Origin of the sequence: Pseudonocardia alaniniphila (assembly GCF_022524485.1) — a bacterium.
Classification (GTDB): domain Bacteria; phylum Actinomycetota; class Actinomycetes; order Mycobacteriales; family Pseudonocardiaceae; genus Pseudonocardia; species Pseudonocardia alaniniphila.
This window is the reverse complement of record NZ_JAKXMK010000011.1, coordinates 48,602-74,711: the sequence shown is the minus strand read 5'-3', so window position 1 is coordinate 74,711 and position 26,110 is coordinate 48,602. Positions and strand designations below refer to the sequence as shown.

At 71.9% G+C, this 26,110-nt stretch carries 21 protein-coding genes; 10 read left to right on the top strand and 11 right to left on the bottom strand.

The window, feature by feature from the left end; all coding sequences use genetic code 11:
* Positions 1 to 37: 37 nt before the first annotated feature.
* A complete protein-coding gene (ppc, locus tag MMF94_RS14065; RefSeq protein WP_241036847.1) occupies positions 38 to 2,878 on the top strand; it encodes a phosphoenolpyruvate carboxylase in 2,841 nt (946 codons plus the stop codon).
* A 56-nt stretch (positions 2,879 to 2,934) separates the two neighbouring features.
* Here ppc and MMF94_RS14060 read toward each other — a convergent pair whose 3' ends face one another.
* Positions 2,935 to 3,792: an SDR family NAD(P)-dependent oxidoreductase gene (locus MMF94_RS14060; RefSeq protein ID WP_241036846.1), complete on the bottom strand. Its 858-nt coding sequence runs from the start codon at positions 3,790 to 3,792 to the stop codon at positions 2,935 to 2,937.
* 150 nt (positions 3,793 to 3,942) lie between these two features.
* Between MMF94_RS14060 and MMF94_RS14055 the strand changes: the two genes are divergently transcribed.
* The 3 genes from MMF94_RS14055 (at position 3,943) to MMF94_RS14045 (ending at position 6,279) form a co-directional block, all read left to right on the top strand.
* On the top strand, positions 3,943 to 4,713 hold the full coding sequence (locus tag MMF94_RS14055; protein ID WP_241036845.1) for a LamB/YcsF family protein: 771 nt from the start codon (positions 3,943 to 3,945) through the stop codon (positions 4,711 to 4,713).
* Entirely contained in the window at positions 4,710 to 5,315 is a 606-nt protein-coding gene (locus MMF94_RS14050) for a 5-oxoprolinase subunit B family protein (RefSeq protein WP_241036844.1), read from the top strand. Before MMF94_RS14055 ends, MMF94_RS14050 begins: the two co-directional genes overlap by 4 nt.
* A gap of 70 nt (positions 5,316 to 5,385) precedes the next feature.
* Positions 5,386 to 6,279 carry a 5-oxoprolinase subunit C family protein gene (locus tag MMF94_RS14045; RefSeq protein ID WP_241036843.1) on the top strand — a complete coding sequence of 298 codons (894 nt, stop codon included), beginning with the start codon at positions 5,386 to 5,388 and terminating at the stop codon, positions 6,277 to 6,279.
* 4 nt (positions 6,280 to 6,283) lie between these two features.
* Here MMF94_RS14045 and MMF94_RS14040 read toward each other — a convergent pair whose 3' ends face one another.
* Positions 6,284 to 7,192 (bottom strand): DMT family transporter, encoded by a 909-nt coding sequence (locus MMF94_RS14040; RefSeq protein WP_241036842.1) that lies wholly within the window; start codon positions 7,190 to 7,192, stop codon positions 6,284 to 6,286.
* Positions 7,193 to 7,239: 47 nt separating this feature from the next.
* A complete protein-coding gene (locus MMF94_RS14035; RefSeq protein ID WP_241036841.1) occupies positions 7,240 to 8,784 on the bottom strand; it encodes an adenylate/guanylate cyclase domain-containing protein in 1,545 nt (514 codons plus the stop codon).
* Positions 8,785 to 8,893: 109 nt separating this feature from the next.
* Here MMF94_RS14035 and MMF94_RS14030 point away from each other — a divergent pair, with 109 nt between their 5' ends.
* Entirely contained in the window at positions 8,894 to 10,108 is a 1,215-nt protein-coding gene (locus MMF94_RS14030; RefSeq protein WP_241036840.1) for a hypothetical protein, read from the top strand.
* Positions 10,109 to 10,133: 25 nt separating this feature from the next.
* On the opposite strand, the gene MMF94_RS14025 is transcribed toward MMF94_RS14030, so the two are convergent.
* From MMF94_RS14025 to MMF94_RS14015, 3 genes are read right to left on the bottom strand one after another with little or no spacing between them, the layout of a single operon-like run.
* Positions 10,134 to 10,979 (bottom strand): MaoC family dehydratase, encoded by an 846-nt coding sequence (locus tag MMF94_RS14025; RefSeq protein ID WP_241036839.1) that lies wholly within the window; start codon positions 10,977 to 10,979, stop codon positions 10,134 to 10,136.
* Positions 10,979 to 12,319 carry a 3-oxoacyl-ACP reductase gene (locus MMF94_RS14020; RefSeq protein WP_241036838.1) on the bottom strand — a complete coding sequence of 447 codons (1,341 nt, stop codon included), beginning with the start codon at positions 12,317 to 12,319 and terminating at the stop codon, positions 10,979 to 10,981. Before MMF94_RS14020 ends, MMF94_RS14025 begins: the two co-directional genes overlap by 1 nt.
* Before the next feature lies 1 nt (position 12,320).
* Positions 12,321 to 13,631 carry an acetyl-CoA C-acetyltransferase gene (locus MMF94_RS14015; protein ID WP_241036837.1) on the bottom strand — a complete coding sequence of 437 codons (1,311 nt, stop codon included), beginning with the start codon at positions 13,629 to 13,631 and terminating at the stop codon, positions 12,321 to 12,323.
* Positions 13,632 to 13,711: 80 nt separating this feature from the next.
* Here MMF94_RS14015 and MMF94_RS14010 point away from each other — a divergent pair, with 80 nt between their 5' ends.
* The 4 genes from MMF94_RS14010 to MMF94_RS13995 all read left to right on the top strand — a co-directional run bounded on the left by MMF94_RS14010 (position 13,712) and on the right by MMF94_RS13995 (position 18,092).
* On the top strand, positions 13,712 to 14,383 hold the full coding sequence (locus MMF94_RS14010) for a TetR family transcriptional regulator (RefSeq protein ID WP_241036836.1): 672 nt from the start codon (positions 13,712 to 13,714) through the stop codon (positions 14,381 to 14,383).
* Complete coding sequence (locus MMF94_RS14005) at positions 14,380 to 16,344, top strand: acyl-CoA dehydrogenase family protein (protein ID WP_241036835.1); 1,965 nt, start codon at positions 14,380 to 14,382, stop codon at positions 16,342 to 16,344. Before MMF94_RS14010 ends, MMF94_RS14005 begins: the two co-directional genes overlap by 4 nt.
* Positions 16,345 to 16,408: 64 nt before the next feature.
* A complete protein-coding gene (locus tag MMF94_RS14000) occupies positions 16,409 to 16,864 on the top strand; it encodes a VOC family protein (RefSeq protein ID WP_241036834.1) in 456 nt (151 codons plus the stop codon).
* Between the two features lie 415 nt (positions 16,865 to 17,279).
* Positions 17,280 to 18,092: an NAD(P)H-binding protein gene (locus MMF94_RS13995; RefSeq protein ID WP_241036833.1), complete on the top strand. Its 813-nt coding sequence runs from the start codon at positions 17,280 to 17,282 to the stop codon at positions 18,090 to 18,092.
* A 123-nt stretch (positions 18,093 to 18,215) separates the two neighbouring features.
* Here MMF94_RS13995 and map read toward each other — a convergent pair whose 3' ends face one another.
* Positions 18,216 to 18,995 (bottom strand): type I methionyl aminopeptidase, encoded by a 780-nt coding sequence (map, locus tag MMF94_RS13990; RefSeq protein ID WP_241036832.1) that lies wholly within the window; start codon positions 18,993 to 18,995, stop codon positions 18,216 to 18,218.
* Between the two features lie 33 nt (positions 18,996 to 19,028).
* Here map and MMF94_RS13985 point away from each other — a divergent pair, with 33 nt between their 5' ends.
* Complete coding sequence (locus tag MMF94_RS13985) at positions 19,029 to 19,301, top strand: helix-turn-helix domain-containing protein (RefSeq protein ID WP_241036831.1); 273 nt, start codon at positions 19,029 to 19,031, stop codon at positions 19,299 to 19,301.
* Positions 19,302 to 19,314: 13 nt separating this feature from the next.
* Here the strand turns inward: MMF94_RS13985 and MMF94_RS13980 are convergent, their stop codons facing one another.
* From MMF94_RS13980 to MMF94_RS13965, 4 genes are all read right to left on the bottom strand, one after another.
* Positions 19,315 to 22,518 (bottom strand): ATP-binding protein, encoded by a 3,204-nt coding sequence (locus MMF94_RS13980; protein WP_241036830.1) that lies wholly within the window; start codon positions 22,516 to 22,518, stop codon positions 19,315 to 19,317.
* Positions 22,515 to 23,117 carry a hypothetical protein gene (locus MMF94_RS13975; RefSeq protein ID WP_241036829.1) on the bottom strand — a complete coding sequence of 201 codons (603 nt, stop codon included), beginning with the start codon at positions 23,115 to 23,117 and terminating at the stop codon, positions 22,515 to 22,517. The genes MMF94_RS13980 and MMF94_RS13975 overlap by 4 nt, the downstream gene beginning before the upstream one ends.
* Before the next feature lie 76 nt (positions 23,118 to 23,193).
* Positions 23,194 to 23,742 (bottom strand): hypothetical protein, encoded by a 549-nt coding sequence (locus tag MMF94_RS13970; protein ID WP_241036828.1) that lies wholly within the window; start codon positions 23,740 to 23,742, stop codon positions 23,194 to 23,196.
* Between the two features lie 410 nt (positions 23,743 to 24,152).
* Positions 24,153 to 25,877, bottom strand: coding sequence for a peroxidase family protein (locus MMF94_RS13965; RefSeq protein WP_241036827.1), 1,725 nt, complete (start codon positions 25,875 to 25,877; stop codon positions 24,153 to 24,155).
* Positions 25,878 to 26,110: the final 233 nt, after the last annotated feature.

Here is a 26,110-nt window from a genome sequence, read left to right as displayed (position 1 = left end):
GGCGCGAACGGCCCCGACGGCCGAATCGGAGACGCCAGTGAGCGATCTTGTGCGCTCGATGTTCGACACCGGGCCACCGGATCTGTCGCCTCCCGACGCCGCCATCGCGCGGTCCGGCGGCGCCCCCCGCGACGTCGCGGCCCATGCCGGTGTGATCTCGGCGTCCGGGCACGACGCCCTGCGCGCCGACATCAGGCGGCTGTCGACGATGCTCGGCCAGACCCTCGCGCACCACGGTGGGCCCGAGCTGCTGGAGCTCGTCGAGCAGGTCCGGCGGCTCTCGCGGTCGGCGATCGCCGCGGGCGGGGACGGGGACGCCGAGGTCACCAAGCTGCTCTCCGGGCTGGACACCGGCACCGCGGTGTCGCTGGCGAGAGCCTTCTCGCAGTACTTCCAGCTCGCCAACATCGCGGAGCAGCGCCACCGGGCCAGGGAGCTCGCCGGCTCCGATCCCGACGGGCGCGGACCGCTGCGCCGGCTCATGGAGCGGATCGCCCGCTCCACCGACCAGGGCGGACCCGACCACGCGGAGGTGCAGGCCGTGCTGGCCCGCACAGAACTGCGGCCGGTGTTCACGGCGCACCCCACCGAGTCCTCCCGCCAGTCGGTGCTCGCGATCGTGCGGCGCGTGGCCACCGCCCTGGACCGGGGCGCGCCGGACGAGGAGCTCGCCGCCCTCGTCGACCTGCTCTGGCAGACCGACGAGCTGCGCCCCGACAAGCCGACCGTCGCCGACGAGGCCCGGGCGATCGGCTGGTACATGGAGCAGCTCGGCCGCACCGCCGTGCCCGAGCTGCTCGGCGAGTTCGAGCGCGAGGTACGCGCGGCCGGTTTCACCGTGCCCGAGGGGGCGCGTCCGCTCGCGCTCGGCTGCTGGGTCGGAGGCGACCGCGACGGCAACCCCAACGTCACCCCGGCCGTGACGCGCGAGGTGCTGGAGCTGTACTCGGAGCGGGCCATCCGCATCCACGAGGGCCTGGTCGAGGACCTGGTCAGCGAGCTGAGCATCTCCACCCGCGTGATCGGCGTTTCCGAGGAGCTGCGCAGCTCGCTGGCCCGCGACCGCCGCACGCTCCCGGAGGTGTACGACCGCTTCATCCGGCTCAACGCCCACGAGCCGTACCGGCTCAAGCTCTCTTACGTGCGGGCGCGGCTCGAGAACACCCGTACGCGGATCAAGCAGCACGGCGAGCACCGGACGGGACGCGACTACCTGGGCTCGCAGAGGTTCATCGAGGACCTGGCCGTGGTCGACCGCTCGCTGCGCGGCCACTTGGGCGGACGCATCGCCGACGGCACGCTCGCCCGTGCCCTGCGCACCGCGAGGGCACTCGGACTGCACCTCGCCGAGCTCGACGTCCGGGAGCACAGCGCGCGCCACCACGAGGCCCTCGGCGCCGTCTACGACGCGCTGGGCGAGCTGCCGAAGCCCTACGCGGAGCTGTCCCGCGATGAGCGCACGCAGCTCCTCGCCCGCGAGCTGGAGGGCGGACGCCCGCTGGTGCGTCGCCACTACGGCCTCCCCGCGGAGGCCGTGGACGTGCTGGCGACCTTCGACATGCTCCACGACGTCCAGCACGAGTACGGCCAGGAGGCGGCGCGCACCTACATCGTCTCCATGTGCCAGGGGGTCGACGACGTGTTGGCCGTCGCGGTCCTCGCTCGCGAGGCGTTCATGGTGGAGCTGCACCGGGACCCTCGCTCGTCGATCGACCTCGTGCCGCTGTTCGAGACCGTCGAGGAGCTCTCCCAGGCGGGCGACCTGCTCGATCACCTGCTGTCCGTGCCGGCCTACCGGCAACACGTGCGCAACCGCGGCGACCTCCAGGAGGTGATGCTGGGCTACTCGGACTCGAACAAGGGCGCCGGCATCACCACGTCGCAATGGGAGATCCACCGGGCGCAGCGCCAGCTGCGCGACATCGGCGCCAAGCACGGGGTCAGGCTGCGGCTGTTCCACGGCCGTGGCGGCTCGGTCGGACGCGGCGGCGGGCCGTCCGCCGAGGCCGTCGCGTCGGCGCCGTTCGGGTCGGTGGACGCCACCATGAAGGTCACCGAGCAGGGAGAGGTGATCTCCGACAAGTACTCGCTGCCCGCACTGGCCCACGACAACCTCGAGACCATGCTGGCCGCGGTGCTGGAGGCCACGCTCCTGCACCAGTCGGCGCGCTGGGGCGGCGCCAAGCTGGACCGCTGGGACGAGGTGATGGACGTCGTCAGCAACGCCGCACGGGACGCCTACCGCGGGCTCGTCGGACGGCCCGGCCTCCCCGAGTTCTTCGCCTCGGCCACCCCCGTTGACGAGCTGGGGCGGCTCAACGTCGGCTCCCGCCCGTCCCGCCGACCCGGCCGCGGCGCCCCGACCCTCGACGACCTGCGCGCCATCCCATGGGTGTTCGGCTGGACGCAGACCCGCATGGTGGTGCCCGGCTGGTACGGGCTCGGCACGGGGCTGCGTGCGGCGCGCGAAGCGGGCTACGGCGAGGTGCTCGACGAGATGCGGGAGTGGGCGTTCTTCACCAACCTGCTCGGCAACGTCGAGATGACGCTGACGAAGACCGACCTGCGGATCGCCGGGTTCTACGTCTCCGAGCTGGTGGAGCCCGACCTGCACCCGATCTTCGACGACATCGTCGCCGAGCACGAGCGCACCCTGGGCGAGGTGCTGCGGCTCACCGGGAGTTCCACCCTCCTGGCCCGCCACCCGGTGCTGCGCAACACCCTCGCGGTGCGCGCTGCCTACCTCGAACCCCTGCACCACCTGCAGGTCGAGCTGCTCAGCCAGCGCCGTACCACCGACGAACCGGACCCCGACCTGCACCGCGCGCTGCTGCTGACCATCAACGGCATCGCCGCGGGCCTGCGCAACACCGGCTGACCGCCGCCGGGACTCACAACCGAGCTGAACGAGCGCCGGCGCCGGGCTCGCGGCGATCAGGGCTGACGGCGCACCGTCGGCCCCTCGCCCGTCGTGCCGCGGTTGACGCCCACGTAACCACGCGCACCCGGATCCCCGCCGTACGCCTCGTCCAGCCGCGGCCCGGCGGCGATCACGCCTCCGTCCACGGTGATCTGCTCGCCCGTGAGGAACGGCACGGCGGGCCCGGCGAGGAACGCGATGACCTCGGCGATGTCATCCGGGCGCCCCAGGTCCGGCCACGGCTGTGCCTTGTCGATCGCTGCGGCCATCCGGTCGGCGGCGTCAGCGCGGCCCGCACCGACCAGCGGCGTCTCGATCAGGCCGGGGCACACCGTGTTCACGCGGATCCGATCGGGCCCGAGCTCGGTGGCGGCCACCTTGCCGAGGTTGATCACGGCCGCCTTCGCAGCCGAGTAGGCCTGCAGTCCCGCACCCGCCGCGAACCCGGCGATCGAGGCGACGTTGACGATCGACCCGCCCCGCCCGGCTGCCTGCATGGCGGCGGCCCCGTGCTTGATCCCCAGGAACACCCCGCGCACCAGCACGGCGAACGTGTAGTCCCAGTCCTCGACCTCGATCTCGGTGATCCGCCCGAAGGCGCCCCCGACACCGGCGTTGTTCACCACGCAGTCGATCCGGCCGAAGTGGTCCACGCACGCGTCGACGGCGGCGCGGACGTCGGGCTCCTGCGCCACGTCGGTACGCACGAACCGGGCGGCCGCACCGAGCTCGGCGGCCGCCGCCTCGCCGTTGCCGGCGTTGAGGTCCGCGACCACGACACGCCAGCCGTCCTTGACCAGCCGCCGCACGGTGGCCCGTCCGATGCCGCTGCCGCCACCGGTCACGAGTGCAGCAGGAGAATCATCCGTCATGACACCGATCCTGCCTGCCGGAGGCGCGACGACGGGTGCCCCGCCGGGCACCTCCTTGCCGCGTCGCCCGGCGATCCATACGCTCCGGAGACCCTGAGCGGCCGTGATCCGGCGCGTCCCGGTTCCCCGCGAAGCGGATTGGACAACCCTGTGAGCGTGGACCTCAACTCTGATCTCGGCGAGTCGTTCGGCCGGTGGGTGCTCGGCGACGACGACGCGATGCTCGACCTCGTCACCTCGGCCAATGTGGCCTGCGGCTTCCACGCCGGCGACCCCTCGACGCTGCGCCGCACCTGTGCCAAGGCCGCCACGTCCGGGGTGGTGGTCGGCGCGCAGGTCGGCTACCGCGACCTGGCGGGGTTCGGCCGCCGGTTCATCGACGTGGAGCCGGGCCAACTGGCCGACGACATCGTGTACCAGATCGGCGCACTCGACGGGATGTGCCGCGTGAGCGGCACCGCGGTGCGCTACGTCAAACCGCACGGAGCCCTCTACAACGCGGTGGTGCACCACGAGGCGCAGGCCGAGGCGGTGGTGGCGGCGGTCCGCGCGTACGACGCGTCGCTGCCCGTGCTCGGGCTGCCCGGCTCGGCTCTGCTGCGCGCGGCCGAGGCCGCCGGACTGCGGACGGTGCGCGAGTTCTTCGTCGACCGCGGATACACCCCGGAGGCCACGCTCGTGCCCCGCTCGCAGCCAGGCGCGCTGCTGCACGACCCGCAGGAGGTGACCGCCCGGCTGCTGCGGATGATCGAGTCCGGCATCGTGACCGCCGTGGACGGCAGCGAGGTGCGGGTGGACGCGGAGTCGGCGTGCGTGCACGGCGACTCCCCCGGGGCGGTGGCGATGGCCACGGCGGTCCGGGCGGGCCTGGACGGCGCGGGCGTCGAGGTGACGCCGTTCGCCGGGGAGCGCGCAGGGTGAAGGTGCTCCCGTACGGGGACGCCGGGCTGCTCATCGAGGTCGACGGACTACCCGAGGTGCTCGCCCTGGCCGACGCCGTGCGAGCGGACCCACCTGACGGCGTGCTCGACGTCGTCCCGGCGGCACGGACGGTGCTGCTCACCTTCGTCCCCCGCACCGACCTGGTCGCGGCACGCCGGGCGGTGCTCGCGCTGCCCGTGGAGCCGGGCGCGCCGCCGCCGGACGGGAAGGACATCGAGATCGCGGTCGTCTACGACGGGCCCGACCTCGACGAGGTGGGGCGGCTCACCGGGCTCGGCGCGGCGGGTGTGGTCGAGGCGCACACGGGCACGCCGTGGCGGGTCGCCTTCGGCGGGTTCGCGCCGGGCTTCGCCTACCTCGCAGGCGGCGATCCACGCCTGGACGTCGAGCGCCGGGCCGAGCCACGGACGTCCGTGCCGCCGGGGTCGGTCGGGCTGGCGGGCGAGTTCAGCGGTATCTACCCTCGCGCGTCGCCCGGCGGCTGGCAGTTGATCGGTCGCACCGACGCGGTGCTGTGGGATCTCGAGCGTGGTGCCCTGCTCGAGCCCGGGGGCACCGTCCGGTTCGTGGAGGCCCGGTGAGCAAGCTTGCGAGCGAATCAGTGTCACAGCGCCTTCGCGCAGCGCCGACCGAGCGCAGCGAGGGAGTGCGGTGAGCAAGCGAGCCCTGGAGGTGCTGGCCACCGGCGCACTGGCACTCGTCGAGGACCTCGGACGGCCAGGGCTCGCCGCGTCCGGCGTGGGACGTTCGGGGGCCGCCGACCGCTTCGCGCTCCGCCTGGCCAACCGGCTCGTGGCCAACGCGGAGGACGCCGCATGCATCGAGGTGGTGTTCGGCGGCCTGACCGTGCGCGCGGCAGGACAGAACCCCGTGCCGCTCACCGTCGCGCTGACCGGGGCCCCGGCCCCGGCGGACATCGACGGCCGCCCCGCCGGGCACAACGCGCTTCTGACGCTGCGACCGGGTCAGGTGCTGCGACTCGGGACACCCCCGACCGGCCTGCGCACCTATCTCGCCGTACGTGGCGGTGTCGCCGTCGATCCCGTGCTCGGGTCGCGCAGCACGGACGTGCTCGCCGGGCTCGGCCCGCCGAAGCTCGAACCCGGCGTTGTGCTCCCCCTCGGCCCGGAGCCGTCCGAGCTGCCGCTGGTGGACGTGGCTCCGGTGGCGGTACCGACCGGCGGCCCCGTCACGCTGCGGGCCGTCCCCGGTCCGCGTGCTGACCGCCTCGCTGATCCGGACGCTCTCGCCGGCACCATCTGGACGGCGTCGAGCCGCAGCGACCGGGTCGGGATGCGGTTGGAGGGCGGGCGGCTCGAGCGCGCCGGTTCCGGCGAGCTGCCGACCGAGGGCATGGTGCGGGGAGCCGTTCAGGTGCCACCCGGCGGGGAGCCGGTGCTGTTCCTCGCCGACCATCCGGTGACGGGCGGGTACCCGGTGGCCGCCGTGGTGCTCGACGCCGACGTCGACCGGGCGGCTCAGGTACGGCCCGGTCAGTGCGTCCGCTTCGTCCTGGTCGCGCCGCCGTGGAAGGACGAGCCCTGACCTGCTACCGACGCCGGGACAGCGCGACACCGATCAGGCAGATCGCACCCCCGACGAGCGCCAGCGCCGCTGGGAGCTCGCCGAGCAGCACGGCCGACATCACGATCGTGATCGGCGGGACGACATACGTCGTGACGCCCAACCGCCCGGCGTCCATGCGTGCGAGGGCATAGCCCCAGGTGCTGAAGGCCAGCGCGGTGGGCACGAGGCCGAGGTACACCAGGCCGGCCGTCGCCCCGGCGGGGGCGGCGGCTACGTCGGCGAACAGCGCGGGCGTGAACGGCAGGCACGCGACGGCGCCGATCGTGCACGCCAGCCACGTGACCTGCAGGGCGGGCAGCCTGCGCAGCGCCGACTTCTGCGAGAGCACACCGACCGCGTAGGTGACGGCCGCGACGAGGCAGAGCACCACACCGAGGAGGTCGGACCGGTCCAGCTGCGCCGTGGACGCTCCGACGAGCACGGCTCCACCGAAGGCGATCAGCGCCCCCACCACGAGCCAGCGCGGGAAGCCCTCGCCGAGCAACCACCCTGCGAACAGCGCGATCAGGATCGGGCCGACGTTCACCACCATCGCCGCGGTACCCGCGTCGACCTGCTGCTCCGCGGCGTTCAGCGCCACGTTGTAGACGCCGAACCACGCAACCCCGCACAGCGCGATCAGCCCCCACTCTCGCGCGGTCGGGGTGACCCAACGCCTGCTGACCAGCAGTCCGGCGCCGAGGGCGAGACACCCGACGAGAAGGCGGCCCAGCGCAAGCGAACCGGCGCCGTAGGACTGCCCGACGGCGCGGATGGCGACGAACGCCGACGCCCACGCGCATACCGTGACCACGACGGCGGCCAAGGCGCCCCACCGGTAGCGGGAGGCGGGGACGGGAGGTGCGACGCGCGTGGGCGCCTGCTGGGTCACGCACTGACGCTAGCTCCGGACACCTACCCCATCCACGCGGTTTTCGGTCATCCAGCACCAAGATCCTGACGGGTTCCACGGCGCCCGTCCGTTCCGGCGACCGGTTCCGCCGGTTCCGGGTTGTCGTTCGGGCTCGCGAGCCTGGTCGCCGCGCCCCGGCCGCGCAGCACGACCGTGTCGCCGACCGTCCATCGAGCCGCCTCGGAGGCGTCCGCAAGATCGACCGCGGACCCGGCGGCGAGCACCCGGCCGGGCGCGGTCTTGGCCAGTTCGGTGAGCCGCGCGGCCTCGTTCACCGGGTCACCGATCACGGTGTACTCGTAACGGCGCACGTCACCCACGTTCCCCGCCACGGCGTCGCCCGCGGAGATACCGATCCCCGCTGTGACCTCCGGCAGCTCGGCGGTCAGCCGCGCAGCCAGTACGCGGCCGGCGGCCAGCGCGGAGCCCGCGGGATCCGGGACGTCGACGGGCGCTCCGAACACCGCGAGGGCGGCATCCCCCTCGAACTTGTTGACCCAGCCGCCGTGCTCCTCGACCACCTCGACGACCACGGCGAACAAGCGATTGAGCAGTCCGACCACCTCGCCGGGCGGGCGCTGCGCGGCGAGCGTCGTGGAGCCGACGAGGTCGACGAAGAGCGCCGCCACCCGACGCACCTCGCCGCCGAGCCGGACCTCTCCCGTAGCAGCGGCGGCACGGGCCACGTCCCGCCCGACGTGCCGGCCGAACAGGTCACGGATGCGCTCCCGCTCCTGCAGGCCCGCGACCATCGTGTTGAACCCGGACTGCAACTGCCCGAGCTCGGTGCCGTCGTAGACCGTGACGTTCGCCTCGAGATCACCGCCCTGCACCCGGCGCATCGCCCGGCGCACCGCGTTCACCGGGTCGGCCACCGCCCTGGCCGCCCCCACGGTCACCAGCAGACCGGCGACCAACGCCGTACCACCGACGGTCAGCACGATCACGGCGAGCCGTCCCGGCGACACGTCCCCGTAGGCCAGGGCGGACACCGCGGACAGCAGCAGCCCGACCACCGGCACCGCCGTGCCGAGCGCCCAGAAGAGCAGCGCCCGCACGACCACGCCGGGCAGTACCCGCCGCCGGGGCGGGTGCGCGGCCAGCACGCGCGCTGCCGTGGGCCGCAGGATGCGCTCGCTGAGCAGGTACGACAGCGCGCACGTGGTGATCCCACCGAGCACGATCGTCTCCCCGACCGACGCCGCGAGCCGAAGGGACCAGCCGGCGTTCAGGACGACGAACAGGGCGGCGGCCACGCCCCACAGCACGGCCGACACGGTGACCAGCCGCAGCGGACCGTGCAGCACCAGGTGCTGCTCCGTGTCGGCGCCTCCCCGGGGCATCCGGAACCGCAGGCCACCCCAGATCAGCCCGACCGGCACAGCGAGCACCAGGTACCCGCAGAAGGTCAGGAGGTTGATCAGCCGCACGGTGGTCGGGTCGGCCAGCGGCCCCTCGGGCAGGACCCACGCCGCGAGCACGAGCACCACGGCGGCGCCGGCGAGGTTGGCGATCAGCACGACCACGGCGAGCGAGATCCGTGTCGACCGGTCGATCACGAACCGGGCCATGATCGAGCAGCTTAGAGCCCGAAACCCCCGAGCCGGCACCCGTCGCCGAGCACGCGCCTCTGCGACATGGTCACGTATCGCGGTTCCAGGCGCACGGATTCAGCGACATGTGTCCCCGTCGGGAGACCCACGCACATTCCTCCGCTGGGTGAATCGGTGTTGTCGATCGAATGATTGCCACGGCCGGGTTTCGCGTCCTGCGCGCAGAGCCTCTCTAGCGTGCCTGCCGTACACCTCATCGCTCCTCGAATACGAGAGACGGTCGTCGATGCTGCGTGGTCGTAGGTTTCTGGCCGGGACGGTTGTTGTGGGCAGCGTTCTGCTGGGCCTGCCTATGACGGCGTTCGCACAAACCCTTGTGCCGTGCAACGAGGCCGCCCTCAAGAACGCGGTGGCTGCCGCCAACTCGGCCGGTGGTGGAACTCTGAACCTCACTCCCGCCTGCACCTACACGCTCACCACACCGGAAAATCCCGGTAACGGCCTGCCGATCATCACCACGCCGGTTCGCATCAACGGCAACTCTGCGACGATCACCCGTTCGTCGTCGGCCCCGGACTTCCGGTTCTTCCGAGTCGCCGCCGGATCGACCCTGACCCTGAGCGCTCTGACGTTGCGCAACGGCCGCGCCGACAACGGTGGTGCAATCTTCGTCGACGGCGGCCGCCTCGCCCTCTCCACCAGCACCGTCACCGGCAACACCGCTACCCAAGTGGGCGGCGGGATCTACAGTCTGGGCACGGTGGAGGTCAGCAACAGCACCCTCAGCAACAACACCGCGGTTCAGGGCGGTGGTTTCAACAACCAAGGAATCAGCGCCACCTTCACCGGCAGCACGGTGACCGGCAATCATGCGATCACCGGGGCCGCCGAGCCTTTCGGCGGCGGAATCCTCAACGCGAGCCCACTCACCCTGAACAACACCCGTATCGACGGCAACGACGCGACGGGCTCAGGTGCGTCCGGCGGGGGTGTGTGGAACTTCGGCGACCTGACGCTTTCCGGCAGCCCGGTCCTGAACAACGTCGCCAGCGGCGACGAGGCGGAAGGTGGCGGCCTGTGGAACGGCGACTCGCTGACCGTCAGGAACGGCCAGGTCCTGGGCAACACCGCGACCGGAACGGACGCCCAGGGCGGCGGCATCTACAACGACACGGGCACTACCACCCTGCAGAACGTCGCAGTGATCACCAACCGCGCGGTCGGTAGTGGCGCCGACGGCGGTGGCATCTTCCGGCTCGCCGGCACGGTCACGATCACCACCAGCACCGTGGTCGCCAACCAGCCCAACAACTGCCGCCCCGCCATCCCCGGCTGCTCCTAGAACACGGTGCCTCGGAGCGTCCCCGTCACGCCTCCCGGACGACGGCCGTGAGGTACGTGCGGTCATCCCTGCGAACAGCGAGATGCCAGCCGCGGTCCACCGGTGCGGCGTGCAGTTCGACCGTGCCGGGCAGCAGCAGGGGTTTGCCGAACGCCACGTCGTAGGTGATCGCCGCTGGTAGCCGGCCCTGCAACGCGGAGAGCGCCCGTGCAGCCGTCCACATCCCGTGGGCGATCGCCCGCGGGAAACCGAACGCACGCGCGGCGAGCGGGTGCAGGTGGATCGGGTTCACGTCACCGCTGACGCCGGCGTAGCGCCGACCGGTGTCGGCACCCACCCGCCACGTCGCGACCGCGGGGCCGTCCGGGGCTTCCGGCGGCGCCGTCGCCGGCGAGGTCGCTCCCTCCGGCGCGCGGGCACCGCGCGCAAGGTACGTGCTGCGCCCGTGCCAGACCGGCTCACCGTCCGCGTCGACGCGAGTGACGAGGTCGACCTGCGCGCCTTTCGGATGCGCGACGAACCGCTCGGCGTGCACGCGCAGGTCGAGCGGTTCGGCCGCGTCGATCTCACGATGGACGCTGATCGTGTTGCCGATGTGCACCAGCCCGGGCAGCGGCAGCGGGAAGTCGCGTCCGGCCATCAGCTCGACCTGCAGCGGGAATACCAGAACGTGCGGGTACGTGAGCGGGAGCGCGTCCTCGATCGGGAAGCCGCACACACGCGCGTAGTCCGCGAAGTGCCCGCGATCCACGGACACGCCCTCCCGCGAGCGCTCGCCCTCCGGTAGCACCGACGCGCGCGGCCCGATCGACCCGGCCGCGGCCTTCACGTACAGCGGCATCAGACCCAGCCCTGCGCCACCCGTGCCCATCAGGCCCCCAGGATGCTCTGCCCGCACACCCGCACGACCTGGCCGGTGATCCCACCGCTCTCGGCCTGCGCGAGCCAGCCGACGGTCTCGGCGACGTCCACCGGCAGGCCGCCTTGGCGCAGGCTGTTGATCCGGCGCCCGGCCTCCCTGGTGCCGAGCGGCATCTTCCCGGTCATCTCGGTCTCGATGAAGCCCGGCGCGACCGCGTTGATCGTCGCGCCCCGCTCCCCGAGACGGGGGGCGAGCGCCCGCACCATCCCGATCACGCCCGCCTTGCTCGCCGCATAGTTTGTCTGGCCGCGGTTGCCGGCGATCCCGCTGGTGGACGCGATGCAGACGATCCGCGCGGTGTCGCTCAGCAGGTCACCGGCGAGCAACGCCTCGTTGATCGTGAGCTGCGCCCGCAGGTTGACGGCCAGCACCGCGTTCCAGCGGTCGGCGTCCATGTTGGCGAGCAGCTTGTCGCGCGTGATGCCGGCGTTGTGCACCACGATGTCGGCGCGCCCGTGCCGCTCCCGGATATGTGCGAGGAGCCGCTCGGAGGCGTCGGACGACGTGATGTCGAGCTGCAGCGCGGCGCCGCCGATGCGGTTCGCCACCCGGGCGAGCCCCTCGCCCGCAGCCGGGACGTCGACGGCGACGACGGTGGCTCCGTCGCGGGCGAGCGTGTCGGCGATGGCCGCACCGATCCCGCGGGCCGCGCCGGTGACCACGGCGACCCGTCCGGCCAGCGGCCGCTCGACCTCGTCGGGTGCGTCCATCCCGATCGGGTCCTGGGCCGGGCCGACGGGAACCCCGATCCGCACGACCTGCCCGTCGACGTACGCCGACCGGGCCGAGAGGAAGAACCGCACAGCGGAGTCGGCAGCCGCGGGGGGCGCGTCGGGGTGCACGACGAGCAGGTTCGCCGTCGCGCCTGCGCGCACCTCCTTGGCCACCGAGCGCACCAGCCCGTCGAGTGCCTGGGCCGCGGCCGCCGCGTCGACGTCGGACGGGTCGGGCGCCGGACCGAGCAGCAACAACCGTCCCGACGGGCCCAGCCGCCGGACGGCGGGGGTGAGGAACTCGCGAACCGCAGCGAGGTCGTCGAGCGTGCGCACGCCGGTGGCGTCGAGGACGGCCGCCGCGACCTTGCCGTCGCCGGCATCAGCCACCTCGGCGCCCTTCAGCAGCGCGCGGATCTGATCGGCGTATCGGCCTGCGCCCACCGCACCGACGAGCGCGGGCCCGTCGAGCAGCGGCTGCCCCGGTGAGTAGCGGCGCAGCACCGGGATCCGGGGCACGCCCAGCCGTCGGACCAGGGAGTTCTGGGAGAGATCGCGAAGAGTGTCGTTCGACATGTCATCCCGCCTCGAGGATCGCGACGACACCTTGGCCGCCCGCTGCACAGATACTGATCAGCCCGCGCGTGCGCGTCCCGGTCTCGCTGCTCTTCTCGTGCAGCAGCTTCGCGAGGGTCGCGACGATGCGCCCGCCCGTCGCGGCGAAGGGGTGGCCGGTGGCGAGCGAGGAGCCCACGACGTTCAGCTTCGAGCGCTCGATCGGGCCGAGCGGGGCGTCCAGCCCGAGCCGCTCCTTCGCGAAGGCCGGGTCCTCCCAGCCTTTCAGCGTGGCGAGCACCGTGGACGCGAACGCTTCGTGGATCTCGTAGAAGTCGAAGTCCTGCAGCGTGAGCCCGTTGCGTTCGAGTAGCCGCGGCACGGCGTAGAGCGGTGCGGTGAGCAGCCCGTCGACCGGTCGGCCCGGCGAGCCGAGCACGAAGTCGACCGCGGCCGTCTCCGCGTCGACGACGTGCGCGAGCACCGGGAGCCGGTGCTCGGCGGCCCACTCGTCCGACCCCAAGAGCACCGCTGCCGCACCGTCCGTGAGCGGTGTGGAGTTGCCCGCCGTCATGGTGGCGCCCTCACCCTTGCCGAAGACGGGCGAGAGCTTCGCGAGCTTCTCCACCGAGGTGTCGGGGCGCAGGTTCTGGTCCCGCGTCAGCCCCAGGTAGGGCGTCACCAGGTCGGCGAAGAAGCCGCGATCGTAGGCGGCAGCGAGGTTGCGGTGGCTCGCGACGGTCAGCTCGTCCTGCTCCTCCCGCCCCACGTGCCATTCGAGCGCGGTGAGCGCGGCGTGCTCACCCATCGACAGGCCCGTGCGCGGCTCGGCATTGCGCGGGATCTCCGGCACGATCTGGCCTGGCCGCAGCCCGCGCAGCGCGTTGAGGCGGGCGACGAGGGAGCGAGCTCCGTTGAGTTCCATGAGCACACGGCGCAGGTCGTCGTTCAGTGCGACCGGCACGTCGCTCGCGGTGTCGACCCCCGCCGCGATGCCACTCTGGATCTGCCCGAGGGCGATCTTGTTGGCGACGTGGATCGCGGTCTCCAGGCCCGTGCCGCAGGCCTGCTGCACGTCGTATGCCGGGGTGTAGGGCGAGAGCGCGCTGCCGAGCACGGCCTCGCGGGTGAGGTCACGGTCGCGGCTGTGCTTGAGCACCGCACCGCCCGCCACCTCACCGAGCCGTTCCCCGGCCAGGCCGAACCGGGCAACGAGGCCGTCGAGCGTGGCCGTGAGCATGTCGAGGTTGGACGCGCGGGCGTACGCGCCGTTCGCGCGGGCGAAGGGAATGCGGTTGCCGCCGATCACGGCGGCCTTCCGGCTCTCCGGCACGGGTTCCTCCCGGGTTGAGGCTTCTGGACGGTGTTACCCATCGGTAGCCGATACTCAAAGTACACGGTACTGTCGGTCCCGTGAAGGCACTGCAGGACAAGCGCACCAGCCGGTGGGACGCCCATCGGCTCGCTCGCCGTGCCGAGCTGACGGACGCCGCGATCACCGCGATCCGCACGCACGGGGCCGGCGTGGGAATGGACGAGGTGGCAGCCACCGCGGGCACGAGCAAGACCGTCGTCTACCGGCACTTCACCGACCGCACCCAGCTCTACGTCGCCGTCTGCGCCCGCGTGGCCGAGGTACTGGTCGCGCAGGTCCGTGCCGCCATGAACGGCGCCGACGGGCCCCACGCCAAGACCGCCGCCGCCATCGCCGCCTACCTGCGGCTGATCGAGAACGACCCCGAGGTCTACCGGTTCGTCGTGCACCGCCCCCTCGTCGACCGCGCACTCGACGCCGACCCGGTTGCCGATCTCGCCTCGCTGATCGGCGACGAGGCCGCCGCCGTCATCGCCGCGCACCTCCGCCGCGCCGGCTCGGCCACCAGCGCTGCGGCGGCATGGGGTCACGGGGTCGTCGGCCTCGTGCGGGCAGCAGCCGACAACTGGCTCGCGCGGCCCGCGGGCACCACTCGCGACGAGCTCGCGGCTCAGCTCACCGCCCTGGCCTGGTCCGGGCTCTCCGGCGTCGTGGCTCCCCCGGCCGCCGCCCAAAAGGAAGCAGCCCAGAAGGAAGAGGAACTTGCATGACGGTCGACGTCCGCGAACTCCAGCGCGTCCTCGACGGCAGATGGGCCGGTGTCCGCGCCGAGGTCCGCGCGCAACTCGGCGCGCTCGCACTCAACCCTGATCCCGGGCTGAGCACCGAGGAGTACCGGGAGCTCACCACGGCGAACCTGCGGTTGCTGGCCGAGAGCCGCCGCCCCCACCTCGGCTTCGACCCGGCGTACGGCGGGGGCGGCGACGTCGGAGGCGTCGTCACGGCGTTCGCGGCGCTCGGATACGGCGACCTCTCCCTGCTGGTCAAGGCCGGTGTGCAGTGGGGCCTCTTCGGTGGGGCCGTCCAGGTGCTCGGCACTTCTCGTCATCACGACGAGTACCTCCGGGCGATCATGGACGGCGAGCTGCTCGGCTGCTTCGCGATGACCGAGACCGGCCACGGCTCCGACGTCCAGCACCTGCGCACCACCGCCACGTACGACCCGGCGGCGCAGGAGTTCGAGATCCACACACCCGACGCCGGCGCGCGCAAGGACTACATCGGCAACGCCGCGCGGGACGGCCGGATGGCCGTGGTGTTCGCCCAGCTGATCACCGGCGGCACGAGCCACGGCGTCCACGCGCTGCTGGTGCCCATTCGCGCCGAGAACGGCACGCCGATGCCGGGCGTGACGATCGGCGACTGCGGACGCAAGGCGGGCCTCAACGGCGTCGACAACGGAAGGCTCTCGTTCGACCACGTGCGGGTGCCGCGGGAGAACCTGCTCAACCACTTCGCCGACGTGGCCGAGGACGGCACCTACTCCAGCCCCATCGAGAGCTCCTCGCGCCGCTTCTTCACGATGCTCGGCACGCTCGTCCGGGGCCGGATCAGTGTTGCGGGCGGCGCGGGCACGGCCACCCAGAAGGCGCTCGCCCTGGCCATCCGCTACGGCGCGACCCGGCGGCAGTTCGCCGACCCGGCCACGGGCGAGGAGGTGGTCGTGCTGGACTACCTCGTCCACCAGCGCAAACTGCTCCCCGCACTCGCCACCACCTACGCGCTGCACTTCGCGCAGGGCGACCTGGTGTCGGACATGCACGACCTGCAGTCGTTCGGTGGGGAGCCGGCTTCCGGCACCGATGTGGAGGATCTGCAGCGCGACCTGGAGACCAGGGCCGCAGGCATCAAGTCGGTAGCCACCTGGCACGCCACCGCCACGATCCAGACCTGCCGGGAGGCCTGCGGCGGCGCCGGCTACCTGGCGGAGAACCTGCTCCCGCAGCTCAAGGCCGACACCGACGTGTTCACCACCTTCGAGGGCGACAACACCGTCCTGCTGCAGTTGGTGGCGAGGACCCTGCTCTCGGACTACGCACGGCGCGTCGGGAAGCTCGACCTGGCGGGTAAGGCGCGCTTCGCGGCCGATCTCGTGGCCGGTTCCCTGGCCGAGCGCACCGGCCTGCGTGCCGTGCTGCGGCGGGGCGACGTGCGCGACCGCTCCTACCAGCGGTGGCTGCTCGTCGAGCGCGAGGAGCACCTCCTCGCCGCGGCAGCGCGGCGGATGCGCCGGGCACTTTCGCCGGGGGCCGACCAGTTCGCCGTCTTCAACGGCGCCCAGGACCACCTGCTCGTGGCCGCACGGGCGCACGTCGACCGGATCGTGTTCGACGCCTTCGCGGGCGCCGTCGACCGGGTGGAGGGCCCAGCCGCGCGCGGCCTGCTCGACCAGGTGCGCGGGCTGCACGCCCTCTCGGTGATCGAGGCCGACCGCGCGTTCTTCGTCGAGCACGGATACCTCACCCCGGGCCGCGCCAAGGCGATCACCGCGGCCGTCAACGCGCTGTGCGGATCACTGCGCCCCCATGCCAGAACGCTGGTGGACGCCTTCGGTATCCCGGAGGCCTGGCTCGACTGCCCGCTGCTCGACGGCGAGCGGGACCCGGAGGCCCCGGCCACGGACCCGACCCCGTCCCACGAGGAGCCCACGGACCTGGCGGCAGTGGGCTGACCCTGAACGGAGTCGCGTGAATATCAGGACAGGAACTGACCGCTGAGGTGGACATCCTCATCGGGTGACCGAGACGACACAGCCCCTCGCCGATCTCCACGCCCTGTTCGGATACCGCGACGCCCCGGCCGCCATCACGTGGCTCCAGCGGGCCTTCGGGTTCGAGACGACCATGTCGTACCCGGACGAGAAGGGCGGCATCGCCCACTCCGAGCTTCGGCTCGGCGACGCCGTGGTCGTGGTGTTCAGCGACCACGACGGCTACGAGCGCCCGCCGCGCAAGGGCCCCACCATGGGCTACGGGGTCTACCTCAGCGTCCCCGCACCCGACGACGTCGACGCGCTCTACGCCCGCGCGGTCGACGCCGGCGCCACCACGATCTGGAAGCCCGAGTCCACGGAATGGGGCAACTACCGATTCCGGGTCGTCGACCCCGAGGGCTTCGAGTGGTCCTTCGGCGTGCACCGGCCGGGCGAGCCCCAGGACGAGTGGACGGAGGACGAGCAGCAGGCAACCTGACGCACGGACCGCCACGGCATGATCGCCGCGAGATCCGGCTTTCCGCCCTCTCGGGGGCGCGCACCCTCATCTCACGGCGATCTTGGAGCGGTGATCGTTCCGAGATCAGGCTTCCCGCCCCTGAGAGGGCGATTCGGCCACACTCGCATCGATCATCGGTGTCGAGCCCATGATCGATCCCAGATTCGGGTTCTCGCCCCGACGAGGGCGGATCGGCCGCTCTCGTGACGATCTTGACGGTGGCGGCCGAGATCAGGGGTCGAGTGCTCGGCGGACGGTGGCCGCGATCGACCAGGGCCGCAGATCACCCCGACCGCGGGCGGTGCCGGATCAGCTCCGGGGTGGGCATCGCGGCGCATCGTCCGGCACGCTTACGGTCATCTCGTCCCGGCGGGAGTGTTGTGGAGGAGCGGAAATGATCGTCGTCACCGGAGTCACCGGCAAGCTCGGGGGAATCGTCGCGAAGGACCTGCTGACCCGCGTGCCGGCCGCCGATCTCGTTGCCGTGGCGAGAACTCCGCAGAAGGCCGCGGCCCTCGCCGAGCAGGGCGTCGAGGTCCGCGCAGGGGACTACGAGGACCCGGAGTCGCTGCGCGCGGCCTTTGCGGGCGCCGACGTCCTGCTGTTCGTCTCCTCGCCCGACATCACCCCGGGCACCCGGGTCCGCCAGCACGGCAACGTGGTCGAGGCGGCGCGCGCTGCCGGGGTCGGCCGGATCGTCTACACCAGCGCCATCGGAGCGCAGGACGGCGTGGGGTTCCTCGCCGACCACACCGCCACCGAGAAGATGCTGCGCGAGTCCGGCGTGCCCCACACGCTGCTGCGCAACACCTTCTACATGGAGGCGCTCGTGAACCCGGGGCTGCGTTCGGCCGTCGGGTCCGGCGAGCTGGTGGCCGCCGACGGCGGGCAGCCGGTCAACTTCGCGACGATCACCGACCTCGCGCTCGCCGCATCGGCAACGCTCACGGGCACGGAACACGAGGGCGTGGCGTACGAGGTGCGCGGCGCACTCTGGACGGTGCCCGACCTCGCCCGCATCCTCGGCGAGGTGTCCGGGCGACCTGTGGCCTACCGCGCGGTGCCGGCCGACGACCTCGGCCCCGCCGCGTTCGTGCACAACCTCATCGCATCGGGCCTGTTCGCGGAGCCCTCCGACGACCTCGAGAAGCTCCTCGGGCGACCGGCCACCGGCATGCGTGACGCCGTGGTCGCGGCGCTGGGCTGAGATTCGATCCCGCCTCGGCGCCGATGGGATCGCGCCTCGCAACCATCGGCTGCGAGGCCCGGCGCCCCCGGCCCTGAGCAACGACGGCAGCGGCGTACGGCCTGCACATCTCGACCGAGCGGATCAGCTCGTGGGACGGCCTGCCGTGAGCACCCGCGGCCCGTCGTCGGTGACGGCGATCGTGTGCTCGGTGTGGGCGGCCCTGCTGCCGTCGGCGGTGCGGAGGGTCCAGCCGTCGGGGTCGGGGCGGTAGTCGTCGGTGCCACCGGCCAGCAACATGGGCTCGATCGCGATCACCAGGCCTGGACGCAGGACGAGGCCACGACCCGCGCGGCCCTCGTTGGGCACGTGCGGGGCCTCATGCATCTCGCGCCCGACACCGTGGCCCCCGTGGTTGGCCAGGAGGCCGTACCCACCGGCGCGACCGACGACGCCGATCGCGTGGGCGATGTCGCCCATGCGGGCTCCCGGCACGGCGGCGGCGATGCCGGCGGCGAGGGCCCGCTCGGTCGTCTCGATGAGCTCGACGTCGCGCGGGTCTGCCTGACCGACCACGGTGCTGAACGCCGCGTCGGCACACCAGCCGTCCAGGTGCACGGCGAGGTCGACGCTGATCAGATCGCCGTCGCGCAGCGGCTGACGGCCCGGGATGCCGTGCACCACCGCGTCGTTCACGCTCGCGCAGATGACCGCCGGATAGGCCGAGGGGGCGGACCTCGGGTGGTAGCCCAGGAAGGTGGGCCGTGCGCCCGCGGCCGCGATCAGGTCGGCGGCCAGCGTGTCGAGCTCGGCGGGTGCGACGCCGGGGGCGACGTGCTCCCGTACAGCGGTGAGGACGTCGGCCACGATCTTCCCTGCGGCCTGGACGGCGTCGACCTCAGCCGGGGTCTTCATCTCAATCATGTCGATAACTATACCGGTATTACTATTGGTGTCATGGTGCGTGTCCCCCTGACCCCGGCCGACCGCGAGCGCGGGGAGCGGCTCGGCGCGCTGCTGCGCGCAGCGCGGGGCGACCGCAGCCTCGCGGACATCGCCGGCGACGCCGGCATCTCCGCGGAAACGCTGCGCAAGATCGAGACAGGCCGCATCCCCACACCTGCGTTCTTCACCGTGTCCGCGCTGGCAGGAGCACTGGGGCTGTCGCTGGACGAGCTCGTGGCCGCCACCACACCGGTGCCCGAGGAACGGAACGCGCAGGCCGTTTGACCTGGCACAACCGTCACGCCCGTCCCTCGGCGGCCCGCTTGATCACCTCCTCCGACGTGAGCGGGCTCGGCGGGTGGTGGCTCAGGCACATCGGCTCGTGCACCCTCTCGAACGCGAGGCCCTCGCTCGCGACGTAGAACTGGCCCGAGCTGAGCCGGGAGATGTCGCTCACCTGGCCGCCCTTGGCCCTGGCGAGCTCGGTGGCGGCGTTGATCTGCGCGCCCGAGTTCAGATAGCCGAAGAACTGGGTGGCGGCGTTTCCGGGGATCCGGTTGTGCAGGCCCTTCGGCGCCTGCGTGGCGAAGACCAGGCCGAGGCCGTACTTCCGCGCCTGCGACGCCAGGGAGATCGTGCTCTCGGTGCACGCGGTCATCGCACCGGACGGCGCGAAAGTCTGTGCCTCGTCCATGACGAAGAGGCCGCCGAGTGGCCGATCGCCCGCCGGGTTCGCCTTCACCCAGGAGAACAGCGCCATCTGCAGTTGGTTGACGAAGCTCTGGCGCTGCTCGTCGGCGGGCAGCCCGATGAAGCTGATCACGGAGATCCGCGCCGTCTTCCCCTCGCGCGGTGTGAGCAGCACCGACGGGTCGGCCGTCTCCCCGGACCCGCCGAACAGCGGGTCGTTGATCATGGCTGCCGTCAGCGCCTCCGCCATCTCGGCGGCGAGCTTCTGGCCGTTGCGCAGCCCGCTGATGCCCTCGGGCAGGTCACCGAGCAGGTCGATGAACCCGTCGAGGGACGAGGCACCGTGGCCGGCGTAGTAGGTGAGCACCTCCCGGAGCACCGCCCTGCCCGACTCGACCTTCCGCCCGGTCAGCTGCGCGCGGGGGGCGAGGCTCGCGACGGCCGCACCGACCGCGATGGCGAACTCGTCGTCGTCACCGAGGACGGCGCCGAAGTCCGGGAGCGGCTGGAACGCCAAGGGCCGCCCCTTCGAGCGGCCGGGCGTCCACACGACCACCTCGGTCTGTTCGAGGTAAGTGGCCGCCTTCTCCGCGTCGCCGTCGTGCCAGTTCTGCGGCGGTTGCGGCCATGCGTCGCCGAGGCGGGCCAGGTCGTTGTTCGGGTCGAGCACGATCGCCGACACCCCGTGGAGGGCGCACTCCTCCACCAGCCGCCGCAGGAGCACGGTCTTCCCCGAACCCGACCCGGCGAAGACGACGGTGTGCTTGCGCAGCGACTCGAGCGGCACGTGGACGTCTCGCTGGTGGGTGTCCGACCTGCCGACCGGCACCGTCGGAACACGGGGCCGGGGCACCGGGCTGGGCCGCCACCGCGGCGGCTCCGGCTGCTCGGCGGTCGACTCCTGGTTCCCGGCGGGCGGAAGATCGTCAGCCGGTGGAGGCAACGCGGGCTCGGCCACCGGCGCAGCATCGGCGTCCTCCGAGGGAGCGGCCGCGACCTGCCGGGGTGCGACATCGGCGAGGGTGCGCCGGAAGAGCTCGGTCGACCCCGCCGGCCTGCGAGCGGCGAGCCACTCCAGGAACCCCGGCTTCTGCGGCCGCTGCATGACCTCCAGCGCCGCGAAGGTGCGCAGGTCGTCCTCGCTGATCGGGACGACGATCCCGCCCTGCTCCTGCAGTTCGGCGACGACCCGGGCCGTCACCGGGCCGCTCGGCCAGGCGGTGTTGCGGATCAACACGAGCGTGCGCTTGTCCCCGCCCGCCCGCAGGCCGGCTTCGGTACTGGCCGAGCTGATCCGGCTCTGCACCGCACGGGCGTGCGTGTGCGCGATCCCGCGGAAGGCGACGTGCGCCTCGTCCTCGGTCCGCTCGTCGAGCGTCCGGCGCAGGCGGGCGTGCAACGCGGGTTTCCTCCCGCGCACCTGATCCACCGCCAGATGCTGTCCGGCCTCGCCGAGCTCGGCGATGTACGCGCTCAACCCCGCCGTCAGCAGCGGCGGCATCCAGTCGTCCTCGCTGTCCTGCCGAAGGGGCGTATCGACGTCGGCCTCATCGCGCAACCGCGCGAACCACGCGTCCATCGCCTGCAGCTCGCGGGGATCAGGCGGCTGAGGTGGGCCGACGGGAGGCTGCTCGTCCGCGAGATCGTCCAGCTCGCTGAGCTCACCGGAGTCGAGGCACGTGCGGATGTGCGCGTCGACGCGCTGCAGGAGGCGCCGCGGAGTGAAGGTCCGCGCGCTCGCGCTCTCGAACGCCGACGGCCGGACGGGCCACGTGTCGTACGGCGGGGTGAACCCGACCTCGGCGTACCACCCGCCGAGATGCTGCGCGACGATCGCCCGCGCGACGTCCGAGTCGGGCATCGCACCCTGCAGCGTCGACTCGCGGAAGCGATCGGCGGCGGAGTTGACCGCGCTGCTCCTGATCGTCTCCCAGGACGCCGGGATGCACGCGAGGATCGACAAGGTGCGCCGCGTCGCCTCCCGCAGCTCCATCAGCCCGTCGGCGATCTCGCCGACCAGTGCGCTGCGCTTCGCCGTGACGGACGCCGCGTCCTTCGTCGCCTCGTCGGACTGGTTGATCAGCCCGTCGATCTGGTCGACCGCGATCACGGTCGGCCCCGTGAGCGCCAGCAACCGGGAGAGATCGCGCAACACGAGCTGGCGCGACCGGGTGCCGCGCCGGAAGCCCCACTCCAGCCGCGCGGACTCCTCGACGTCGCCGTCGAGGGTCAGGTAGCCGTACCCGATCTCCTGCAGCTCCGGGTGGACGGCCCGATAGAGCACCAGCGCCCGCAGGGTGTTCTGGCACTCCATCCACACCTGACGATCGACGCTGCCGATACCGATGACGAGCGCGTCCAGGTCCTCGCGGAAGAGCGGGAGCATTCCTGCGATGCGGGTCTGCGCCAGCGGCGACATTCCCGCGAGCGCAGCGAGGCGGCGCAGGAGGGGCGTGAGCTGGTCGACCTGCCCGGCGAAGAAGCCGTCGACGATCCCGTGGACCGCGCTGCGCCAGAACTCATGGCCTTCGAGCAGCTTGACCAGGAAGAAGTACCCGTCGCTCTCCTGCACCTGCTGACGCACCCACCGCAGCAGGTGCGTCTTGCCCACACCGCGGTCGCCCTGCAGGACCACCCCGATCGGGCTCGCTCCCTGGCTCGCCCGCGCCGCCGACACGGAGTCCAGCACGGACTTCGCAACCCGCTCGTGCAGACCGTCGACGTGGTGCGTGACCGGGCTCCACACGTCGTCCGGAGCGACGGCCCAGTTGAACTGGACGGCTTCGAGCGCCATCCGCTCCTCGTCGGTCATTCCGCCTCGATCATCAGCATGTGCCGCTCGTCGCCCCCGAACCGGACGGCGGCGGCACGGTCGGCCTCGGTCAGCGTCTTCTGGTTGGACTCGGCCTGGATGTGCACACCAGGGCTGCTCGCCATCCGTTCGAGCTCGGCGTCGACCGCGGCTCGGGACACGCCCAGCAGCTTCTCCCGCAGCTCGGCGAGGCCGACCCAGCGGCCGGGTGCATCCGCGAGTTCCCGGTACGCATTCCGGATCAGCACCTCGACGTCCGGCGTGAAGATCTCGTGGAGCAGGCCGCCCCTGGCGACGTACCGCTGCAGCCCGGCGAGCACGGTGTAGAGCGCTCCGCCCAGCGAACCCGCCCGGTCGGGACGCTCCGTGGACAGTTCGGCGGTGCACCAGGCCCAGCCGTCGTCGGTCAGCTCGTGCGCGAAGCCGCGGCCGACCTTTCTGGAGGTCACCAGCTTCTGCTCGTTCAGCCTGCGCCGGTACCGGCCGTCGAGCGTGAAGCCTGCCGCGTCGCGCAGTTCCGCGTTCGTCAGCTCGCGGGCCTCGGCCATCAGGGCCAGCAGGGTGGCTCGCTCGCGCACGGTCAACTGGTCAGTGGGCACTTCTCGTCCTCCGAGATCGGGGTCTTCGAGGGTCGTTGTCCGGGCCGCCGTCGCAGGCCGGTTGCGGCGGCGCGGCTCACTCGGCGGTTGCGGCCGGTTCCCGAGCGCCGCGGACCGTGCCCCACCAGCTGCCTCCGAGCAGGAGCAGCCCGGGAGCCACACCGGCGACGACGGCGACAACCGCTTCGCCTGCACCGATCACAGCGACCAGGAGGCCGAGCACACCGCATGCCGCGAGGCCGGCCCCCACCCACACCAGCGACGGTGCGCGCCACACCTTGGCGAGCCCGAGGAAGTGCACGCCGACGACGAAGGTGATCCAGGGCAGGACGGCGAGCGGGAGGTCGAGCGGCCCGCGCAGCACTGCGGTGCCCGCGAAGAAGGCGACCACCTCGGCTGCGACGACGACCCAGTACCAGCGGCTGAACGCGACGGCATTACGTGCCGTGGTCGGCGACGACGCCGGGCGGGACCGGAACATGACGACCAGCAGCCCGACGAGGGCCGCGACACCCACCACCTGCAGAACCAGGCCGACCGGCGAACCCAGCGTGCCCGCGTTGACCACCACGTAGATCGTGCCGAAAACCGCACCGATCAGCAGGCCCAGCCGATTCGCCGTCACGGCGTCACTGTGCCTGCCTCGGTGCGCAGGCACCGCAGCGGGTGCCGGCGGCCGATCACGTCAGCTGACCCGGATCGCGACCTTGCCGCGGGTGTGCCCGGCTCCACGGTCAGCTGGTCAGTGGGCACGGTCGTCCTCCGGATCCGGGTGGTCGAGGGCCTGGTGTGGACTGCGCAGCTCGCCCCGCATCCGCCGACGTTCGGGGAGCCTTCGGCGGCGGACGGCTCCGCGGGGGTGGCAGCCCGGGACGGAGTCCGCGTCGAACATCCAACCTTCTCGAGCCGATCACACCAGGGCAGCGGAACCCTACGGGTGACGAACCGCCCCGGACAGATCCAACCGGGGGTTCTGTCCCGCCCCGGGCCGCCGGTGGGCCGGACGTCCGCGGCCCGGCCCACCGGTCCCGTCGCTCAGCCCAGAGGGAAGAGCACCTGTTCGTTGCCCGCCACGGCGAAGAGCAACATGTCGACCATCCGGAACGTGGCGGCGTCCGGGCCGAAAGAGGGGCGCCATGCCTGGTCACGCACGATGGAGTTGGCGCTGGCCTCCATCGCCGCGTGGAACACCTCGGCGACGATCCGGGCGCCCACACCTGTCACCTTCCCCTGCGCCACCTCGGCCTCGCGCAGGATGTAGAACCACAGCGGCGTGTGTTCCCCGAACCAGGCCTTCTGCTCGTCGGTGAGGCCGGGCTGGGTGTCCGAAGCGGTCGGCAGCACGGCACCGCCGTTGCCGGCGAGGATGACGTCCGGCTTGAGCACCTCCACACCGAGGAAAGCCGCCATCTGCTGTCCGGTGGCGAGCCTGACCATCCCGGCCCGCGTGAGGTTGCGGAAGGCCAGGTTGAGACCCCGCCCCACGGTCGACACGGCCGCGGTCCGCCCGTCGAACGCCCCTTCGGGCAGCTGACGCAGAGGGTCGACGAGGAGGGTGTCGATCCGCTTGGTCACGTTCACGAGGCCGTCCGCCGGCTTCAGGTCGGGCCGCTGGGCCTCCGAGAAGTCGTAGAGCCGGCGGAAGTCCGCGATCCAGTTGCTCGGCAGCCGCTCCGGGCCGGCAGCGTTCACGTCGTTGAGGTCGCTGAGGTCGGTGGCCGATCCGGGTGTGAAGTTCCCGCTGGTGCCGGTGAACCGGAACAGCAAGCCGAGCGGCGCCACTCCACCGGGGCCGCCCGTCCGGAACACGGCGTTCCATTCGTACGCGTCCCGCACCATGCTGTGCCCGAGCCGATAGGAGGCAACCGAGAACTCCACCGGCATCGTGGGCGCATCAATCGTTTCGCGGGTCTGTTGCTCGCCCGCACCGTCCGCCGACGTAGGCGGGACCTCGAAGAACTTGCGCCCGTTCGTGAAGACGTCGTCCAGGACCGCCTGGTCGACGATTCGCGGGAGGAAGTCGGTGCGCAGAATCCACTGGTAGTGCTTGGTGACCTCCGCACGCGCTTTCTCGAAGAGCGCGGTTCCGGTCAATCCCTGCTCGGCGAACTTGCCGGCCACGGTGTTGTGGAACCGAATGAACATGAGATGCGTCTGCGCCACCACGAGGTTCTCGTCGTTGCGCGAATCCGGGATGACCGGCGCACGTCGCTCCGCCGGCGTGGCCCCCTGTCCCGAACGCGGGAGGTCGAACCCGGCCTGATCGGCGTTCGCCACCGGGGTGTCCGGCGGAAAGGCGACGCCAACGGTCGAACCGGTGCGCAGGTGCACACCGTCGGGGTCGTAGAACTGCGGATCGCGCGCCGGCCCCAGCCCGTACAGCGAGTCGAGGTCCAGCGAGACCGAGCGGCCCTGGATCAGCTCGGCGACCGAGACGTCCTGGCCGAGGTGCACCGCGGTCTTGTCGAGGGTGAGATCGTGGTCGACGAACTGACCGAGATAGGTGAATCCGGCAGGAATGACGGGATCGTGCGAATCCGGATCTGTCACTCCCTTCCCGGCCATCACATCGGCCACTTGTTCGACGATCTGCCGCGCGGCGTCGTCCATCGGATCGCCCATCGGCCCGAGGCGGGAGAACCGGAACTTTCGATACTGATCCAGTGTGGACGGACGAGCGAGCAGCTGCGCGCCGTTCTGATCAGTTCGATAGACACCTTCCCCCACGACGTAGTAATCGTCCCGTTCATGTCGATTCATGCGTCACCCCTGATCACACCGCTGCCGGGCCGGCGTTCGTGCGGGCGCGACGGTAAGCAGTGGTCTGGGCACCGTAGTACGGATCTTGATCGAAGGGACAGCCGCCATTCACACCCGCGATACCACCGTCCACATCAGTCCCGGTCTTCCCTGTTGACCCGCACGGCGAACAGGGAGCAAAACCACCAAAGGGATCGATCTGCCACGGCGACTCCTGACTGTTCGCCAGAATG

Excerpts from the sequence above, each read along its gene's own strand:
- MMF94_RS14060 (WP_241036846.1), bottom strand. The coding sequence starts at position 3,792 with ATGACGGATGATTCTCCTGCTGCACTCGTGACCGGTGGCGGCAGCGGC.
- MMF94_RS14035 (WP_241036841.1), bottom strand. The coding sequence starts at position 8,784 with ATGGCCCGGTTCGTGATCGACCGGTCGACACGGATCTCGCTCGCCGTG.
- MMF94_RS14025 (WP_241036839.1), bottom strand. The coding sequence starts at position 10,979 with ATGGGCACGGGTGGCGCAGGGCTGGGTCTGATGCCGCTGTACGTGAAG.
- MMF94_RS14020 (WP_241036838.1), bottom strand. The coding sequence starts at position 12,319 with ATGTCGAACGACACTCTTCGCGATCTCTCCCAGAACTCCCTGGTCCGA.
- MMF94_RS14005 (WP_241036835.1), top strand. The coding sequence starts at position 14,380 with ATGACGGTCGACGTCCGCGAACTCCAGCGCGTCCTCGACGGCAGATGG.
- MMF94_RS13995 (WP_241036833.1), top strand. The coding sequence starts at position 17,280 with ATGATCGTCGTCACCGGAGTCACCGGCAAGCTCGGGGGAATCGTCGCG.
- map (WP_241036832.1), bottom strand. The coding sequence starts at position 18,995 with ATGATTGAGATGAAGACCCCGGCTGAGGTCGACGCCGTCCAGGCCGCA.
- MMF94_RS13985 (WP_241036831.1), top strand. The coding sequence starts at position 19,029 with ATGGTGCGTGTCCCCCTGACCCCGGCCGACCGCGAGCGCGGGGAGCGG.
- MMF94_RS13980 (WP_241036830.1), bottom strand. The coding sequence starts at position 22,518 with ATGACCGACGAGGAGCGGATGGCGCTCGAAGCCGTCCAGTTCAACTGG.
- MMF94_RS13965 (WP_241036827.1), bottom strand. The coding sequence starts at position 25,877 with ATGAATCGACATGAACGGGACGATTACTACGTCGTGGGGGAAGGTGTC.